Source organism: Opitutia bacterium KCR 482, assembly GCA_029269845.2.
Lineage (GTDB): Bacteria > Verrucomicrobiota > Verrucomicrobiia > Opitutales > Intestinicryptomonadaceae > Merdousia.
Genome location: CP149973.1, coordinates 1322941 through 1338079, shown reverse-complemented (window position 1 = coordinate 1338079; position 15139 = coordinate 1322941). Strand labels below are relative to the sequence as shown.

General features: G+C 58.1%; 13 protein-coding genes. 6 read left to right on the top strand and 7 right to left on the bottom strand.

Annotation, left to right across the window (positions count from 1 at the left end):
• The first annotated feature begins 72 nt into the window (after nt 1–72).
• From mutS to P3B99_005525, 3 genes are read left to right on the top strand one after another with little or no spacing between them, the layout of a single operon-like run.
• Entirely contained in the window at nt 73–2661 is a 2589-nt protein-coding gene (gene mutS / locus P3B99_005535) for a DNA mismatch repair protein MutS (protein WYJ06674.1), read from the top strand.
• Nucleotides 2661–4169 carry an excinuclease ABC subunit UvrC gene (locus P3B99_005530; GenBank protein WYJ06673.1) on the top strand — a complete coding sequence of 503 codons (1509 nt, stop codon included), beginning with the start codon at nt 2661–2663 and terminating at the stop codon, nt 4167–4169. The genes mutS and P3B99_005530 overlap by 1 nt, the downstream gene beginning before the upstream one ends.
• Nucleotides 4166–5047 (top strand): glutamate--tRNA ligase family protein, encoded by an 882-nt coding sequence (locus tag P3B99_005525; GenBank protein WYJ06672.1) that lies wholly within the window; start codon nt 4166–4168, stop codon nt 5045–5047. The genes P3B99_005530 and P3B99_005525 overlap by 4 nt, the downstream gene beginning before the upstream one ends.
• On the opposite strand, the gene P3B99_005520 is transcribed toward P3B99_005525, so the two are convergent.
• Nucleotides 5016–6056 carry a hypothetical protein gene (locus P3B99_005520; GenBank protein WYJ06671.1) on the bottom strand — a complete coding sequence of 347 codons (1041 nt, stop codon included), beginning with the start codon at nt 6054–6056 and terminating at the stop codon, nt 5016–5018. The two genes, P3B99_005525 and P3B99_005520, sit on opposite strands and share 32 nt — an antisense overlap.
• Before the next feature lie 139 nt (nt 6057–6195).
• Between P3B99_005520 and P3B99_005515 the strand changes: the two genes are divergently transcribed.
• Both P3B99_005515 and P3B99_005510 read left to right on the top strand, forming a co-directional pair.
• Nucleotides 6196–7740 (top strand): DEAD/DEAH box helicase, encoded by a 1545-nt coding sequence (locus tag P3B99_005515; GenBank protein ID WYJ06670.1) that lies wholly within the window; start codon nt 6196–6198, stop codon nt 7738–7740.
• 192 nt (nt 7741–7932) lie between these two features.
• A complete protein-coding gene (locus P3B99_005510; GenBank protein WYJ06669.1) occupies nt 7933–9141 on the top strand; it encodes a C39 family peptidase in 1209 nt (402 codons plus the stop codon).
• Between the two features lie 119 nt (nt 9142–9260).
• On the opposite strand, the gene P3B99_005505 is transcribed toward P3B99_005510, so the two are convergent.
• From P3B99_005505 to P3B99_005480, 6 genes are all read right to left on the bottom strand, one after another.
• Nucleotides 9261–10328 (bottom strand): Gfo/Idh/MocA family oxidoreductase, encoded by a 1068-nt coding sequence (locus P3B99_005505; GenBank protein WYJ06668.1) that lies wholly within the window; start codon nt 10326–10328, stop codon nt 9261–9263.
• A 24-nt stretch (nt 10329–10352) separates the two neighbouring features.
• The gene (locus tag P3B99_005500; GenBank protein WYJ06667.1) at nt 10353–11255 is read right to left on the bottom strand and encodes a helix-turn-helix transcriptional regulator; all 903 of its coding nucleotides are present in this window, start codon (nt 11253–11255) and stop codon (nt 10353–10355) included.
• A 118-nt stretch (nt 11256–11373) separates the two neighbouring features.
• On the bottom strand, nt 11374–12099 hold the full coding sequence (locus P3B99_005495) for a hypothetical protein (protein ID WYJ06666.1): 726 nt from the start codon (nt 12097–12099) through the stop codon (nt 11374–11376).
• Nucleotides 12096–12938, bottom strand: a complete 843-nt coding sequence (locus P3B99_005490) for a deoxyribonuclease IV (GenBank protein WYJ06665.1) — start codon at nt 12936–12938, stop codon at nt 12096–12098. Before P3B99_005490 ends, P3B99_005495 begins: the two co-directional genes overlap by 4 nt.
• Nucleotides 12914–13648: a retron system putative HNH endonuclease gene (locus tag P3B99_005485; protein ID WYJ06664.1), complete on the bottom strand. Its 735-nt coding sequence runs from the start codon at nt 13646–13648 to the stop codon at nt 12914–12916. Before P3B99_005485 ends, P3B99_005490 begins: the two co-directional genes overlap by 25 nt.
• Nucleotides 13645–14916, bottom strand: coding sequence for an AAA family ATPase (locus P3B99_005480; protein ID WYJ06663.1), 1272 nt, complete (start codon nt 14914–14916; stop codon nt 13645–13647). The genes P3B99_005485 and P3B99_005480 overlap by 4 nt, the downstream gene beginning before the upstream one ends.
• 63 nt (nt 14917–14979) lie before the next feature.
• Between P3B99_005480 and P3B99_005475 the strand changes: the two genes are divergently transcribed.
• Nucleotides 14980–15111 carry a hypothetical protein gene (locus tag P3B99_005475; protein ID WYJ06662.1) on the top strand — a complete coding sequence of 44 codons (132 nt, stop codon included), beginning with the start codon at nt 14980–14982 and terminating at the stop codon, nt 15109–15111.
• Nucleotides 15112–15139 lie beyond the last annotated feature (28 nt).

Below are 15139 nucleotides of genomic sequence, written 5' to 3'. Positions count from 1 at the left end.
TTGAAACAATGGTTGAATGTTTCGGGGGATTAATTTTAAATATACAGACTATAATAAGCGACGGAAAGTTCAATGGCAAAGAGCGAAAAAAAGTCCGACAAACAAACCCCCATGATGGAGCAGTATTGGAGCGTGCGCAACTCGCTTGCGTCCGACACAATCCTGCTGTTCAGGCTCGGCGACTTCTACGAAATGTTCTACGACGACGCCGTGGAGGGCTCGCGCATACTCGGCATAACGCTCACAAAGCGGCAGAACTATCCCATGGCGGGCATTCCCTACCACGCCGCCGACCAATATATTCCGAAGCTTCTCGCGGCGGGCAGGAAAGTCGCCATCTGCGACCAGAACGAAATTCCCAAGCCCGGACAGCTTGTAAAACGCTCGCTTTCGCGAATCCTCACCCCCGGCACTACTATTGAAGACAGCCAGCTCGACAGCCGCCACGGCAACTTCGTCATGGCGTTGGACATCGACGCCGCGCACAAACTCTACGCGTCGTGGCTCGATTTGAGCACCGCCGAATTCTATTGCGCCGAGTTCGACACACCCGCCGACTTCCTTCCGATACTTTCGGCGTGCAGCCCCAAGGAAATAGTTTTGCCCGAGGACGCGTCGCGCCGCTGGGGCGATGACCCCGCGCTTTCGATGTGGAACTCGCTGTTCAGGGGGATAATAGACATCACCCCCGTAACGCTTCTGCACGACTACCGCTTCGAACCCGCGTGGGGGGCGGCGCAAATCCGCGAAACTTTGGGAGTCTTGGGCTTGGAGGGCTTCGGCATAGCCCGCGGCTCGCGGCTGACGGGCCCCGCGGGCGCGCTCGTTTTCTACGCAACCGAGAACCTGCGCGGGCGTCCGCAAAACCTAAGGACTCTCCGCAAGTTTTCGGGCAAAAAGTGCGTGCTTATCGACCCTTCCACGCAGCGCAACCTCGAAATTTTCAGGGCGACGACCGGCGGGCGAGAGGGCAGCCTGATTTCCGTCATGGACAGAACCCAGACCGCGGCGGGCGCAAGGCTCTTGGAGGCGTACCTTTCCGCGCCTACAATCGAACCCGCCGAGATTAAGCGCAGGCAGGACACCGTGTGGGAGCTTTACGCCGCCCCCGCCGAATGCTCGCGCCTTGCCGAAAGACTTTCGCAGGTTCGCGACATTCCGAGGATACTCTCGCGCCTGCAAAATAAAGTGCGCAACCCGCGCGAGCTTTCCGCGATACAGACGACGGTCGAGCAGTTCGAGCCCATAAGGGAGATTTTGTCGCGCGTTGGCGGCTCTTTGTGCTCAAAGGCGGCGGCTGAAATCGGCGATTTCTCCGCCCTGCAATCTCTTCTTTCGCGCGCGCTTTCCGACGACGTTCCGTCGAAAATTCAGGACGGCGGCGCAATCCGCGAGGGCTTCGACGCCGAGCTTGACCGCCTGCGCTCGCTTTCGAGCGACAACATGACGTGGCTTGCCGACCTCGAACGCGAGGAGCAAAACCGCACGGGCATAAAAAACCTCCGCGTAAAATACAACGGCGCGTTCGGGTATTTTATCGAGATAACAAAATCCTATCTCCCGCAAGTCCCGCCCGAATACATCAGGAAGCAGACGATGACAAACGCCGAGCGTTTCACGACGGAGTCGCTCCGCCAAAAGGAGCGCGAAATCCTGCACGCGGAGGAGCTTTCCAAGCGGCGCGAGGAGGCGATTTTCCAGCAGCTTGTCTCCGACGTTCTGCAATATTCCGACGCGCTCGCCGCGACCTCCGAGCTGCTCGCGCAAATCGACGTTTTCAGGGGCTGGGCGGAGCTCTCGCGCGAGTGGGACTACTGCAAGCCCGATGTCGACGAGTCCGACGCAATAGAAATCTACGACGGCCGCCACCCCGTCGTGGAGCAAATGCTCCGCCGCGACGGCATGGGGCTTGCCCGCACCGATTCCTTTGTGCCCAACGACACTTTCCTTTCGTCGTCGGGCGAGCAGATTGCCCTGATTACGGGGCCGAACATGGCGGGCAAATCTACGTACATCAGGCAAATCGCGCTCATCGCGCTCATGGCGCAGACGGGCTGTTTCGTGCCCGCAAAGCGTTGCCGCATGGGCGTTGTGGACAGAATTTTCAGCCGCGTGGGCGCGTCCGACGAACTCTCGCGCGGCAACTCCACGTTCATGGTCGAAATGAACGAAACCGCGAACATCTTGAACAACGCAACCGACCGCTCGCTAATCATTCTCGACGAAATCGGGCGCGGCACAAGCACCTACGACGGCCTTAGCATCGCGTGGGCTGTCGCGGAGTTCATTCACGGCGACGGCGCGCAGGGCCCGAAAACGCTTTTCGCAACGCACTACCACGAAATCACGAAGCTGGAGGAAACCCTGCCGCGACTGGCAAACTACCGCGTCTGCGTCAAGGAGTGGAACGACGAAATAATTTTCGTGCGCAGAATAGAAAAGGGCGCGGCGGACAAGTCGTACGGCATTCAGGTCGCGCGGCTTGCGGGGCTTCCCGAAAAGGTCATCGACCGCGCAAAGCGCATTCTCTCCGAGCTTGAAGCCGAGGGCGACGGCATTGTTGACAACCTCGGCGGCGTCCGCAAGCCCAAGGCAAAACGCCGCCCGCGCCAGACTCCGCCCGACGGCGAAAGCAACTTCAAACAGCTCTCGTTTTTCTGATGGACTCCGACGGCAGGCATACCCTTTCGGAAAAGGTCAGGCGTTTGCCTACCACAAGCGGCGTGTATATCATGAAAGACTCGCTCGGAAACGTGATATACATCGGCAAGGCGCTGAATCTGCGCCGCAGGGTGAGCCAGTATTTCACGGCGTCGTACAAGACCCGCGCGTCCAACCCGAAAGTCTCCTCTCTGATAGACTGCATTGCCGACTTCGACTTCGTTAACACGCGCTCCGAAGCCGAGGCGTTAATCCTCGAAAGCAAGCTAATCAAACAGTGGAAGCCGCGCTACAACACGCTCGAAAAGGACAACAAAAACTTCCTGCACCTGCGCGTCGAAATGTTTTCGAAGCTCCCGCGCTTCACGTTCGCCCGCAACCGCAAGGACGACGGCTCGCTGTATTTCGGCCCCTACCTCGGCACGACCGCGTTGCGCGGCGCGCTCAACGAAATTAAAAAGAAGTTCGGCATTCTGCTTTCCGACGCCCACCCCAAGCGGCTCGACGACGGCCGCTGGCTTTTGTACGACGACGCCCGCGGAGAAATTTCGGGCTTCGAAAACGTGGTGTCGGAGGAGGAATACAAGCAGCGCGTCTCCGCCGCCCTCGCGTTTTTGGAGGATAAAAACGGCGAAATCATAGAAAACGCCACCGCGAAAATGCGCGAGGCAGCCGAAGCCTTCGAATACGAAAAGGCGGCGAAGTGGCGCGACCTCGTTTCCGCGGTGCTCGAAACGCGCGAGGCAAACGCCCGCGGCGGAGTTTCGGCGGACATCTCGCGCTCGTCGGCAGACGTCGCGATTCTCGCGATGGACTCGCTCAAAAAGACGCTCAAACTTCCGCGCGAGCCGCGCAGCATAGAATGCTTCGACATCTCGCACATTTCGGGAAGCTTCTGCGTGGCGTCGATGGTGCATTTCGACGACGGCGAGCCCGCAAAGAATAAATACCGCCGCTTCAAGATAAAGTCGTTCGTCGGCAACGACGACTTTCGCGCAATGAAAGAGGTCGTCGGGCGTCGGTATTCGCGCCTCGCCGAACAGGGCAGCCCCATGCCCGACCTCGTGCTAATCGACGGCGGCAAGGGGCAGGTGTTTTCTGCGATGAAAGCCTTTGACGAGGCGGGCATAAAGCCGCCGACAATCGCGGGGCTTGCCAAGCGCGAAGAGACAATTATAACCGACAATTTCGAGGAAATCCTGCTGTCGCGCCGCCACGAGGGCTTGAAGCTTCTGCAACGCGTGCGCGACGAGGCGCACAGGTTCGCAAACTCGTTCAGCGAGTCCCTGCGCTCGCGCAAAATCCGCGAGAGCATTCTCGACGATTTCAGCGGCTTGGGCGAAAAGCGCAGAGTCGCCCTCCTGAAACATTTCGGCTCTATTGCGAAAATCAAGACCGCGACAATCGCGCAGCTGCGCGAGGTTGACGGAATAGGCTTCGAGACCGCCCGCGAACTGCGCGAATTTCTCGACTCGAATTTTCCCGACTCCTCCCCGCCCAAACAATGAGCCGTTCCGCGACATACCGCGGGAGAATCGCGCCCACGCCGTCGGGGCTTCTGCACGTCGGGCACGCCGCAACGTTCATAACCGCGTGGAAACGCGCCCGCAGGCGCGGCGGGAAAATCGTTTTACGCATGGAGGACATCGACCGCGCCCGCTGCCGCCCCGAATATTCCGCCGCCGCCGCGCGGGACATCTCCGCAATCGGCTTGGATTGGGACGAGGGCTGGGGCGTCGGCGGAAAGTTTGCTCCCTACGAGCAGAGCCTGCGCTTAGGCTATTATTGGAGCTTGGTGGAAAAACTTTCCGACATGGGCTTTGTGTATCCCTGCGAAGCGTCGCGGGCGGAAATCGCCGCGGCTGGAAAATTCCCCGAAAGAAAATTCGACTTCGCTTCGCCCGAAAAAATCTTTCCCCCCGAAATGCGCTCCGATCCGCGCCGAACCGCCGACATTGAAAATCCGCGTTTTGCAAACTGGCGTTTCGCCGTGCCGTTCGGCGCGGAAATCGGATTTTGCGACAACAACTGCGGGCAAATGTCCTTTGCCGCTGGCGCGGATTTCGGCGATTTCCTCGTGTGGCGCAAAAGCGGCGAGCCGTCGTACGAGCTTGCCGTTGTCGCGGACGACGCCGCCATGGAAATCACCGAAGCCGTGCGCGGATTGGATTTGCTTCTTTCGACCGCGCGGCAAATTTTGCTGTACCGCGCGTTGGGATTTTCCGTTCCCGAATTTTTCCACTGCCCGCTTGTGCGAGGCGGCGACGGCGCAAAACTTTCGAAGTCGTCTATGTCGAAATCCGCCGAAAACAAAATGCTGATTTGCAACCTCGACGCCGCAAAACTGCGCGAACTCAGAGATTCGACACAAATTCCGCAAGCCTGAACGCGTCGTCTTCCGAGTGGCGGAAGTCGAGCGGGATAACGAAAGTGGTGTCGCTTTCCTTCCGCGCGCGCGGCGAGACCGCGTTGCCCAGCCCGCCCCAGTAGATTGACGGCTTTGCGCCAGCCGCGTAGAGCGCGTTGTGGTATCTGTCGCGCGCGCGCATGTCGGCGAATTTGAGCGCGGGCGAGAACGCGCGGAACGGGTCGGATAGGTTTCCGAACGCCGCGTTCAGCTCGGTGTAGTTTTTAGACGCTTTGAGGTTTTCGCAAAAAATTTTAAGATTGCGGAACGTAGCGCGCGCCGCCTTTCCCGCGTCGAAATTTTCGAGGACAGCAAGCGAGTACTTCGACATTCTCGAAATCCCCCTGCGTCCGTCGAGCTTGTTTTCGCCAGAATAGTAGAACGCCTCGGCGGCGTCGTAGCCCGCGAACGAGTCGAGCAGCTCGCCCGACGCGGCGTCGGCTGCGAAGTCGGCGGGAGTGCCGCCCGCAAGGAACATCTTCGCGGGGCTTTCCGATTTCAGAAAGCCGCCGTCGGGCAGCGGAAGCGTTTTGCGCAGCGACGCAAACGAATACCCGCGCGTTTCCGATTCCGCCCAGCTTGAAAACGGCGCGTGCGAGTGGTCGAAAATCGGCACAACCCCGCCGTGTTCGGAGAGCCATTCGCTCCATGTCTCGGCGTCGCGAAGCCCGAAAAAATTTACAATGAGAACGGCGTCGCCGTCTTCTGCGCCTATTGTTTCGAAGCGCGGAGCCGGTTCGGAGGGCAGGTCGCAAAAAAAGCGCACGTCGAAGTCGGCGCGGAGCGTACGCGCAACGCTCGGGCAGAAAAATTCGGGAATCCAGAGCCTGCGCGGGCGGCAAAATTTTTCGAGCTTTAACGCCCTCCGCAACGCGTCCCTGCCGCACGCAAAAAACTCGCGCCCGCGCGGCAGACCCGCGCCGCGTTTGAGGAATTTGCGCGGCGGACGCGGCATGAACCACGTTATCTTTTCCGAAAAATTTTCCATAATAATGTTGCAAGCAATAGCAAATTGTAAATGGTCGTTCAATCGCATTTTTTACGCCCGAAAGCGGCGGAGTGCGGGCGCGCCGATTGCGGAACGTTTCCGATTTATCATTCGGGCGCGCAACCCCGAAAGGAAAGACATGGAAAACAAAACGAATTTCGGCGGCTTGGGGCTGTCGGAAAAAACGCTCCGCGCGGTCGAAAACGCGGGCTACGAAAAACCGTCGCCGATACAGTCGCGCGCAATACCCGTGATTTTGGCGCGGCGCGACCTCTTCGGCTGCGCCCAGACGGGCACGGGCAAAACCGCGGCATTCGCGCTCCCGATTATGCAGATGCTCGAAGAGGGCGGAAACTATCCGCGCCCCAAACAGTTCCGCGCCCTGATTCTTACCCCCACGCGCGAGCTTGCCGAGCAGATAGACTCGAACATCGCCCTCTTCGGCAGAAGCATGGATTTAAGCCACTGCAAAATTTACGGCGGGGTGTCGCAAAACCCGCAGGTGAAACTGCTCGCAAACGGCGTGGACATTCTTGTGGCGACCCCCGGCCGCCTGCTCGACCTTTTCAACCAGCGCAAGCTCGAATTCGGCGGCGTGGAATTTCTCGTGCTCGACGAGGCTGACAGAATGCTCGACATGGGCTTCATAAACGACATCAGGAAAATCTGCCGCGAGCTTCCCAAAAAACGCCAGTCTCTGCTGTTTTCCGCGACGCTCTCGAAAGAGGTCGAGGCTCTCGCGAAAAACATTGTGGACAACCCCGAAAAAATTTCGGTTTCGCCCGACAAGCCGACCGTCGATAAAATCGCGCAAAAGGTCGCGTTCGTGAACCTCGAAAACAAGTTCGACCTGCTCGAACACATGATGAAAGCGCGGCTCGAAAAATCGGCGGATTCGCTCGCGCTGATTTTCTGCCGCACAAAACACGGCGCAAACAAGCTGGCAAAACGTCTCTGCCGAATCGGGATTGAGGCGGACGCGATACACGGAAACAAGTCGCAGTCGGCGCGCAAAAACGCGCTCGAACGCTTCAAGCGGCGCGAGTCGCACATTCTTGTGGCGACCGACATCGCCGCCCGCGGAATCGACGTCAAGGACATGTCGCTTGTCGTCAACTACGACCTCCCCGAAGACCCCGAAACATACGTCCACAGAATAGGGCGCACCGCCCGCGCCGAGGCGGACGGCGAATCGGTTTCGTTCTGCACCTCCGACGACGCTCCGCTTTTCAAGTCGGTGGAAAAGTTCATAAAAAAGCGCATCGACGTGATGGCGGACAACCCCTTCCATTCCGAGGCGGCGCAGAACGCGGCGACGCTCAAAACCGCGCTTGCCGCAAAGCTTTCGGGCGGCGGACAGAAAAAGCGCGACGCCGAAAAGAATTATGCGCGCACAAAAGGCTCGTGCCAGAAAAAATCCGACGGCGGCGAATACTACGGCGGAAGCGTGCCCTCAAAGAAAATCCGCCAACAGGCGAAGCCCGACGCCAAAAACGCGGGGCAGAACGCCAAGGGCGCAACGAAAGGCGCAAAGCCAAACGGCAAACGCGGCGGCGAAAAAATCGGCGGCATGCTCAAACGCAAAATGAAGGCGGCGGGCATGACTTCGCTCCCCGACAGGACGCGCGGCGGAAAAAAGAAAGCGTCGTTCTGGCAAAAACTAAGAGATAGCCTCCGCAAATAAAGGCGCAAAACATCTAACCCAACGGGCGCATCGGCAAATACCGACGCGCCTTTTTTTTGTGCCGAGCGGTCGTGCGCGGCGTTTGGAATGCCATTGCGTTTTTGTGCGCTTGTCAGAAAATGCGGGAAATTCGGAGGAGCTGCTTGCCCGAAAAGTCTTGCGTCTTTTTGGCGGAAGTTTAATTTTTGCGCCATGAAAAGCGGATATTTTAAAGCGGCGGCGTTTTTTCTTGTCTTGTTTTTTGCGGCTTTTGCGCCGCGGGTTTTCGCCGCGCCGCCTATCGACGCCGTCGCGGGCGTTCCCGTTTTTCTCGACGGAAAAATTTGGAGCGAATCGCCCGAAGAATTGAGATCGCGCCTGAAAATCGGCGGCGGCGAAACCAAGACGCGCGACGGCGGAATTTTGTCGTGCGCCATAGGTCAAAAAATATTCGGCGTTGACGCAAACGAGATAAAATTCGAATACGCCAACGGCAAAATTTCGTCGGTGAAAATCGTCTTTTTCAACAAGGGCGACTCCGTAAAAGACGGCAAATGGAACAGCCGGACCGCCGCAAAAATGCGCTCCGACGCAAGGGAGCTTTTCAAAAAACTTTCTGCGGCGTTCGGCGCGGCCGAAAACTCGCACATCGGCGGCGGTGCGGCGAAAATCCGCGCAAAGCAGTGGAATTGCCCGTCGGCGACAATCCGCGTGGCGTTCGAGGACAAAGAGTTCATTATAATGCAGGCCGTTCCGCCCGCCGCGCTTGCCGAAAAGCCCGCCGAAAAACAGCAGGCTTCGGGCAAAAAGAATCTTGCCGACTCCGTCGAAAAGTCGGCAAACGGCGACGTTGTGGTCAACGTTCCCATGGTAAATCAGGGCGCGAAAGGCTACTGCTTTCCCGCCACGGTCGAGCGGCTGCTCCTCCATAACGGGCTTGCCGACATCGACATGCACAAGCTTGCCGACCTCTTCAAAACGGGCGTCGGCGGAGGCACAACGCTCGACAACGCTGCCGACGCCATCTCGAAAATCGCCCGCGCGAACAAGCTGAAATTCGGCGGCGCAAAGCGCGATTTCTCCCAAATTTCCAAGAATATCGACGCGGGCGTTCCCATGCTGTGGCTGATGTTTTCGCCCGCCGAATACGTTTCCGCCCGCCGCGCTCGCACAAAGGAGCGCGAAGCCGCCGACTTCAAAGAGTGGGCGAAGTTTTGCCGCAAGGAGCGGAAGCCGAAAATAGGCGGCATGAACGCCGATTCCGCGCATGTGTGTCTTGTCGTTGGCTACAACAGGGCGACGAAAGAGCTTGCGGTTTCCGATTCTTGGAGCGACGGCGACGTTGCGCCCTCGTGGATTTCGTTCGAGACGTTCAAGGCGGTTTCGCAAGACTGCCCGCTTTTCTTTGTCTCCCCGCGTTAGCGGCGTTTGGCGTTTTGCGCGGCGCAAAAAAAGCGGAAGCTTCGCTTCGGAAGTTTCCGCTTTTGTTTCAGCCGTCCGCGCCCCGATTTTTTCGGCGTCGCAGGCGGCGGCAGTTGCGCTTAAAGCTCGACGACCTTGCCTGTTCTTGCGCTTTCGTCGGCTGCAAGGCAGATTTTCAGGCTGTTTACGGCGTCCTCTATGTGCTTCGACAAGTCGGCGTCGTTTACGATTGCGTTGTGCAGGAAGAGCTGTTCCCTCGCGCAGAGTTCGTCGTGCACTGGTTCGTCTTTCGTGTCAATCCACTCGTCCTCCTTTGCGAAGCTTCCGTCTGCGGCGACTTCCGCCGAGTGGAATTTTATCGTGTTCGTCTTTGTGTGCGAGTCTATGTCGTCCGACGATTTTTCGCCCGACTTCGCGCAAATCGACGCGCAGCCTTTCGGGCCAATCACGTCCTTTACGAAGAACGCGTTTGTGGACATCATCGGGCCCCAGCCAGCCTCGTACCAGCCGACCGAGCCGTCGTCGAACGCCACTTGGAACTGTCCGTAGTTGCGTTCGTCCGCGCCGATTTCGTCGGAGACTTTTGCGGAGATTCCGCTGACCCTCAACGGTTTTGCCTGAGTCATTTGGCACATGACGTCGGCGTAGTGCACGCCGCAGTCCACGATGGGCGTGAGCGAGTGCAGCAGGTTTTTGTGCGTTTCCCACGCCTTGCCGTGCGACTGCTGGTTGAGGTTCATGCGCATGACGAGCGGCTTGCCGAGCTTGTGCGCAAGGTCTATGAATTTTATCCACGACGGGTGGTGGCGCAGAATGTAGCCCACCACGACTTTTTTGCCGCGCGACTTCGCAAGCTCGGCGACCCTTTTCGCTCCCTCGACTGTCGATGCAATCGGCTTTTCCACGAAGACATGGCAGCCCGCCTCTATCGCCTTTGTCGCGAGGGCTTCGTGGGAATTGGGGTATGTGCAGATTGCCACGACATCGGGCTTTGTTTCGGCGATTGCCGCGTCTACGTCTTCGAAATGCGCGTAGTTGCCGTTTACCGACTTGTTGAAGGCGTCCACCGCCTCGCGCTTTCTGTCCACGATTCCGACAAGCTCGAATTCGTCCAATTTATTGTAGACTCTCGCATGGGAGGCGCCCATGTTTCCGCAGCCTATTACAAGCACTTTGAGTTTTTTCATGATATTGATTCTTACCGTTAAAGTTTACACCTGCGCCACCACTTTTTTTACGTTGCGCATTTTGTACGAGTTGTTGATGTGCGAATTTTCCGCCGCTCCCAGCGCGCTGCTTCTGAACTGCGTTGGGGTTGATTCGTATTTCTCCCTGAATTTGCGGCAGAAATAGGGGAGGTCGGAAAATCCGCAGATTTCGGAAATTTCGCTCGCCGAGTACGACGACGTTTCGAGCAGCCACGCGGCGTAGCGCAGGCGGGCGTCGTTCACAAATTCCGTCGGGGTTGCGTCGAGGTATTTGCGCATTGCGCGGTTTATGTAAGACATGTCCTTGCCGCAGATTTCCCTGAATTTGGGAAGCCCCAGCGCGAGGTTTTCGGGGTTGCGGATTCGCATGCAGGCGTCGGAGAGCCAGTCGGGCATTTCGGGGAGGGCCGAGGCGAATGTGTTTTTCAACTGCCAGTAGATGTTTGTAAGGAAGCGGATAATCGCCACAAGAGAGTCGTTCTGCCAAGCAAGCTCCGACGCCGCCCTGTCGAGAAACGCGGTCTCGAACGGCGAGAGTTTGAGCGAAAGCCCCCTGATCCTTTCGCGCGAAAATTCGTCCTCCTCTGCGAGGATTTCGTTCAGGAATTTGTCCATCAGCCCGCGGGCGACCGCAACGTATGTGAAGTGCATTTGCGCCCCGTTTGCCGCCTCCAAGACGTGGACTTCGTTGGGCTTCGAAATGTAGAGGAAGTTGCCCGAAAATTTGCGCGTTTTGCCGCCCGAAATCAGGAGTCCGCCGCCGCTTCTTACCCACATGATTTCCACGAAATCGTGCCTGTGAAGCCCGACCGAATGCGACCTGTCGGTTTTGCCGTGGACCACCCTGAAATAGCGGTTGCCCTGCAAGTGCGAATCTTCCGTAAATTCGGTGACGAGTTTGTTCATTTCGTTTCCCCTTTTCTGGGCGTTCATTCAAGCGGGAAACCCGCGGCTTGGAAAGCAAAAAAACTTTTCTTCGAAACAAAAAGTCAAAATAGTGCAATGATTTAAAAAAACGGAATAATCATTTGCCGCCCTGTGCGGCGGGGCGGAGGTATTTTTGCGTCTTTTTTTTGAAAATTTCCGCATCTCCCCTGCCCGCCGCCGTGTTGTAATACTTTTTGTAGACGGCCGCCTGCGCGTCGGGATTGTCGGCGGAGGGGATTTCCGCGCCGCTTTCGAAATATTTCACGCGGGCGAAAATCGCGCCCACAATGTCGTTTTTTTGCAAATCCTCGAACCTGATTTCGTCGCTGCGCGGCTCGCCGAAACGCGCGCGCATTGCCTTGTAGAGTCGTGGGTGTTTGTAGCGTATCGCCCTGTGCCAGAGGTCGCGGTATGTGCCGTACTCCACTTGGAACAGCCCGATTGCGTCGCCGCCGCCGTCCTGATACCTTGCGCGGAGGTCGCTTTCCACAACGGCGGTCGCCAAGAGCAGGGCGCGGGCGTCGGGGGTGTCCCAGTCGGGGACGTCGTTTTCGGCGGCGGCTATGAACGCGCAAGCTTCGGCTATGGAGTGTTCGGCCGAGCGCAAATCGACGCGCCTTCCCGCGCCCGCGTACTTCGCCCTGAGCGATTTCAGGTACGCGATTTCTTCGGGAGTCCGCGCCGAATATTCGTTTTTCGAGCATTTGCCGACGAACGCGAACACGATAAAAACCGCAATGCACGCCGCAAGAAAGCGGCGTTTCAAAACCCAGAGCGCGATTTTAAGCGCGGCGTTTTTCGGCTTTCGTCGTCGGCGTTTCATGCGCGTTTTGAGCGCAGCAGGGCGATTTCCCGCGCGTAGCCGTCGAGGTCGTTCGGCGTTTCGAGGTAGAACGGCAGATTCCGCAGAAGCGGGTGGTTGATTATGCGCACTATGGCGTCCAGACCTATGTTTCCGTTGCCGATTGTCTCGTGCCTGTCTTTCTTTGAGGCGAAGGGCGCCATGCTGTCGTTTAGGTGGATTGCTTTGAGCCGCGCAAGCCCCACCGTTTTGTCGAATTTTGCGAGGACCTCGTCGAGGTCGTTTACGATGTCGTAGCCCGCGGAAAAGACGTGGCAGGTGTCGAGGCACACGCCGAGGTTTTCGGGGTTTCCCGCGCCGTCGATTATTTCGGCAATCTCCTCGAAAGTTCCGCCGACTTCGCTTCCCTTTCCCGACATTGTTTCGAGCAGAACCGCAGTCGTTTTCGCCTTCGGCAAAACCTCTTTCAGAAGCTCCACAATAAGCTCTATTCCGCGCTCGATTCCCTGCCCGACATGCGAGCCCGGGTGGAAGTTGTAGAAGCTGTGTCCGATGTTTTCCTGCCGCTCCAAATCCTCCGCCATTGCGGTTTTTGCAAAGACGCGCAGTTTTTCGTCGGCCGAGCAGGGGTTGTAGGTGTAGGGCGCGTGGACGAGGTAGGGCGCGAAGCCGTTTTCCTCCGCGATTGCGTTGAGCTTTTCGGCGTCGGCTGGGTCGAAGTCCTTTGTCTTTCCTCCGCGCGGATTGCGGCTGAAATACTGGAATGCGTTTGCGCCTATCGAAAGCGCGTCTTTGCCCATTTGCGCGTATCCGCCCGCGAACGAGAGATGGCAGCCTATTTTGAAATTTCCTGTTTGCATTGTGTTCCCTGTTTCGACTTTTCTGCGGTTTCCGCCGCCCGCGTCCATGCCTCCACCGCCTTTTGCGCCGACGTTATGAAGGGCGGAAGCCTTCCGTTGATTTCGCGCAGAATCACCGCCGGCGGTATTCCCGCTTCGAGCAGCTTCACGGTTTCGTACATGGCGAGCCTGCGGAGGTTTGCGAGCGTCGGGACGTTCAGCCTTAGGTTGTCGATAGTTTCCCGCGCGAGTTCGATTTTCGATTCGTCCGAAAGTTCGGGCGACACCTTGATTTCGCCGCCGAAAGAGTAGCGGAAAAGCTCGTCCACGACGGGGTCGTAGGGCGACGCCGCGGGGCGCGTTCCCCGCGCGTGCCCGCAGTGCAGGTAGGCGTCTCGCAAGACGCCCACGCCCGCCTGCGCGGCTTCGGACTTTTCCTCGAATTTCTTGGGGTCTTTTATGCACGACGCCGCCATGTTGCCGTAGTCCATCGTATGCGCGGAAAGCCCGCCCATCTGCGGCTCTATGTGCTCTATGTGCGACGTCTCCTCCGTTATGCGCGACTCGCAATAGCAGCACAAAAATTTCTGCCGCCTTATCAGCGACTCTTTCAACGCCGACTTCGCCCTCACGTTGTGGAACGACGAATACTTCGCGTTGGGGTGGCGTTTTTTCCAGCGTTTGAAAGCTTCGGGGGCTTCCGACTCGGCGGGTTTGGGAATGTATCTCATTTGCCGCCGCTCCTTGCCGACAGCGCGCGGACGAGGTATTCGGCGCGGACGACTTCGGGGTCGTCGGGAATCTGTTTGTCAAGCTCGTTGATTATGTCGCGGGCGGCGGCGTATTTGCCCTCGTCGATAAACTCGTACATCTTCGCGATTTTCGCGGCGGTAGTGGATTCGCGCGAGGCGTTGAGCACCGACGAAAGCAGGTCGGCGGGGCTTCTGCCGAAAGCCGAGTCTATGTGTTCGAGGCGCGACTCCCCGCCGTCTCCCCTGATTCTGTACAGGCTCTTCGCAAGCGACATTATCGACGGCGAGTGCGACGAAATTATGAACTGCGCGTTTGTGAAAATGCGCGGCAGGCGTTCGGCAATCGCCGTCTGCCAGTCGGGGTGCAGGTGCAGGTCAAGCTCGTCTACGAGAATGATTGCGGAGGTGTCGAGCGGGTTTTTCTTCTGCGGGTTTGCGACCGCCATGCGCATGGCGATGTCGGCGATTAGCGCGATTACGGTTTTTTCGCCGTCGGAAAGGTTCGCGGCGGGGACGTTTTTTGAGCCTAAAAACAATGCGCCGTCCTTTACTGAAAAGTCGCAGTAGGAGTCGCCGAAGTCGGCGATGGCGCGTTTGACGGCGGCGACCGACGCGTATTTCAGGTTGATTTCCTCGCGCCGCCTGTTCGCGGCTTTGAGCGGAAGGGCGGCGGCGTCCTCCATTTCGCGGCGTCGGTCGAGCACCGCTTTCGAAATCCAGCGCGAGAATTTGCCGAAGTCCGTCCCCGCGTCGAACGCCTTTGCGTAGACGCTCGTGCGGTCGGCGTTGCGCATCGGAAGCGGCGCGGAGCGGCCGTTGCGATGCGTGCCGTAGTGGACGAAAACGGGTATGTCGGCGGAGACGCCCCGCGGGGAGTCGAGCATGACGCGCATGTCGGAGGCGTATTTTTTCGCGCCGTCCATGTTGCCGTCGATTTTCGGCGCGGAGCGGTTTGCGCGTTTGACGAGCGCAAGCGAGATGTCGGGCTTGCGCCGCTCGCCGAGAATCATCGAGAGGCGCGAGTAGCTTTTGCCTACGGTGATGTCGGAAGTCCGTATCTTCATCGGCGTGCGCTCCGCCGACGGAAGCCCCGCGGGCAGCCACGAAAGCATTATGGAAATCGCCTCCAGCAGCGACGACTTTCCCCCGCCGTTTCCGCCCGCGAGCACGGTCATGGATTCGTCGAACTCTATGCGTTCGTCGACGAGCCCCCTGAAATTTTCGACGTGCATGTATTTAATTCTCATCGCTTGCTTCAATATCGCCGCGCCTTCGCTTTAAGGCAATTAAATTTTTCCGATTTTTAAAATATGAAACCTCGCACCGATACCGATTCCAAACCCCGTCGCCTGCGACTCAAAAACGTGCTTGTGGGGCTGCTTCTAATCGCCGTTCTTGCGGCCGTGGTTGCGGCGTTGCACGCGATGTCTTTTTGTGCTTGAACGCGCGGCGGGCTCGTGTGAAAATTGC

What these genes read in the sequence shown, in the direction of transcription:
- P3B99_005525 (WYJ06672.1), top strand. Translation starts at nt 4,166, where the DNA reads ATGAGCCGTTCCGCGACATACCGCGGGAGAATCGCGCCCACGCCGTCG.
- P3B99_005530 (WYJ06673.1), top strand. Translation starts at nt 2,661, where the DNA reads ATGGACTCCGACGGCAGGCATACCCTTTCGGAAAAGGTCAGGCGTTTG.
- P3B99_005515 (WYJ06670.1), top strand. Translation starts at nt 6,196, where the DNA reads ATGGAAAACAAAACGAATTTCGGCGGCTTGGGGCTGTCGGAAAAAACG.
- P3B99_005510 (WYJ06669.1), top strand. Translation starts at nt 7,933, where the DNA reads ATGAAAAGCGGATATTTTAAAGCGGCGGCGTTTTTTCTTGTCTTGTTT.
- P3B99_005480 (WYJ06663.1), bottom strand. Translation starts at nt 14,916, where the DNA reads ATGAGAATTAAATACATGCACGTCGAAAATTTCAGGGGGCTCGTCGAC.
- P3B99_005495 (WYJ06666.1), bottom strand. Translation starts at nt 12,099, where the DNA reads ATGAAACGCCGACGACGAAAGCCGAAAAACGCCGCGCTTAAAATCGCG.
- P3B99_005475 (WYJ06662.1), top strand. Translation starts at nt 14,980, where the DNA reads ATGAAACCTCGCACCGATACCGATTCCAAACCCCGTCGCCTGCGACTC.
- P3B99_005485 (WYJ06664.1), bottom strand. Translation starts at nt 13,648, where the DNA reads ATGAGATACATTCCCAAACCCGCCGAGTCGGAAGCCCCCGAAGCTTTC.
- P3B99_005490 (WYJ06665.1), bottom strand. Translation starts at nt 12,938, where the DNA reads ATGCAAACAGGAAATTTCAAAATAGGCTGCCATCTCTCGTTCGCGGGC.
- P3B99_005500 (WYJ06667.1), bottom strand. Translation starts at nt 11,255, where the DNA reads ATGAACAAACTCGTCACCGAATTTACGGAAGATTCGCACTTGCAGGGC.
- mutS (WYJ06674.1), top strand. Translation starts at nt 73, where the DNA reads ATGGCAAAGAGCGAAAAAAAGTCCGACAAACAAACCCCCATGATGGAG.
- P3B99_005520 (WYJ06671.1), bottom strand. Translation starts at nt 6,056, where the DNA reads ATGGAAAATTTTTCGGAAAAGATAACGTGGTTCATGCCGCGTCCGCCG.
- P3B99_005505 (WYJ06668.1), bottom strand. Translation starts at nt 10,328, where the DNA reads ATGAAAAAACTCAAAGTGCTTGTAATAGGCTGCGGAAACATGGGCGCC.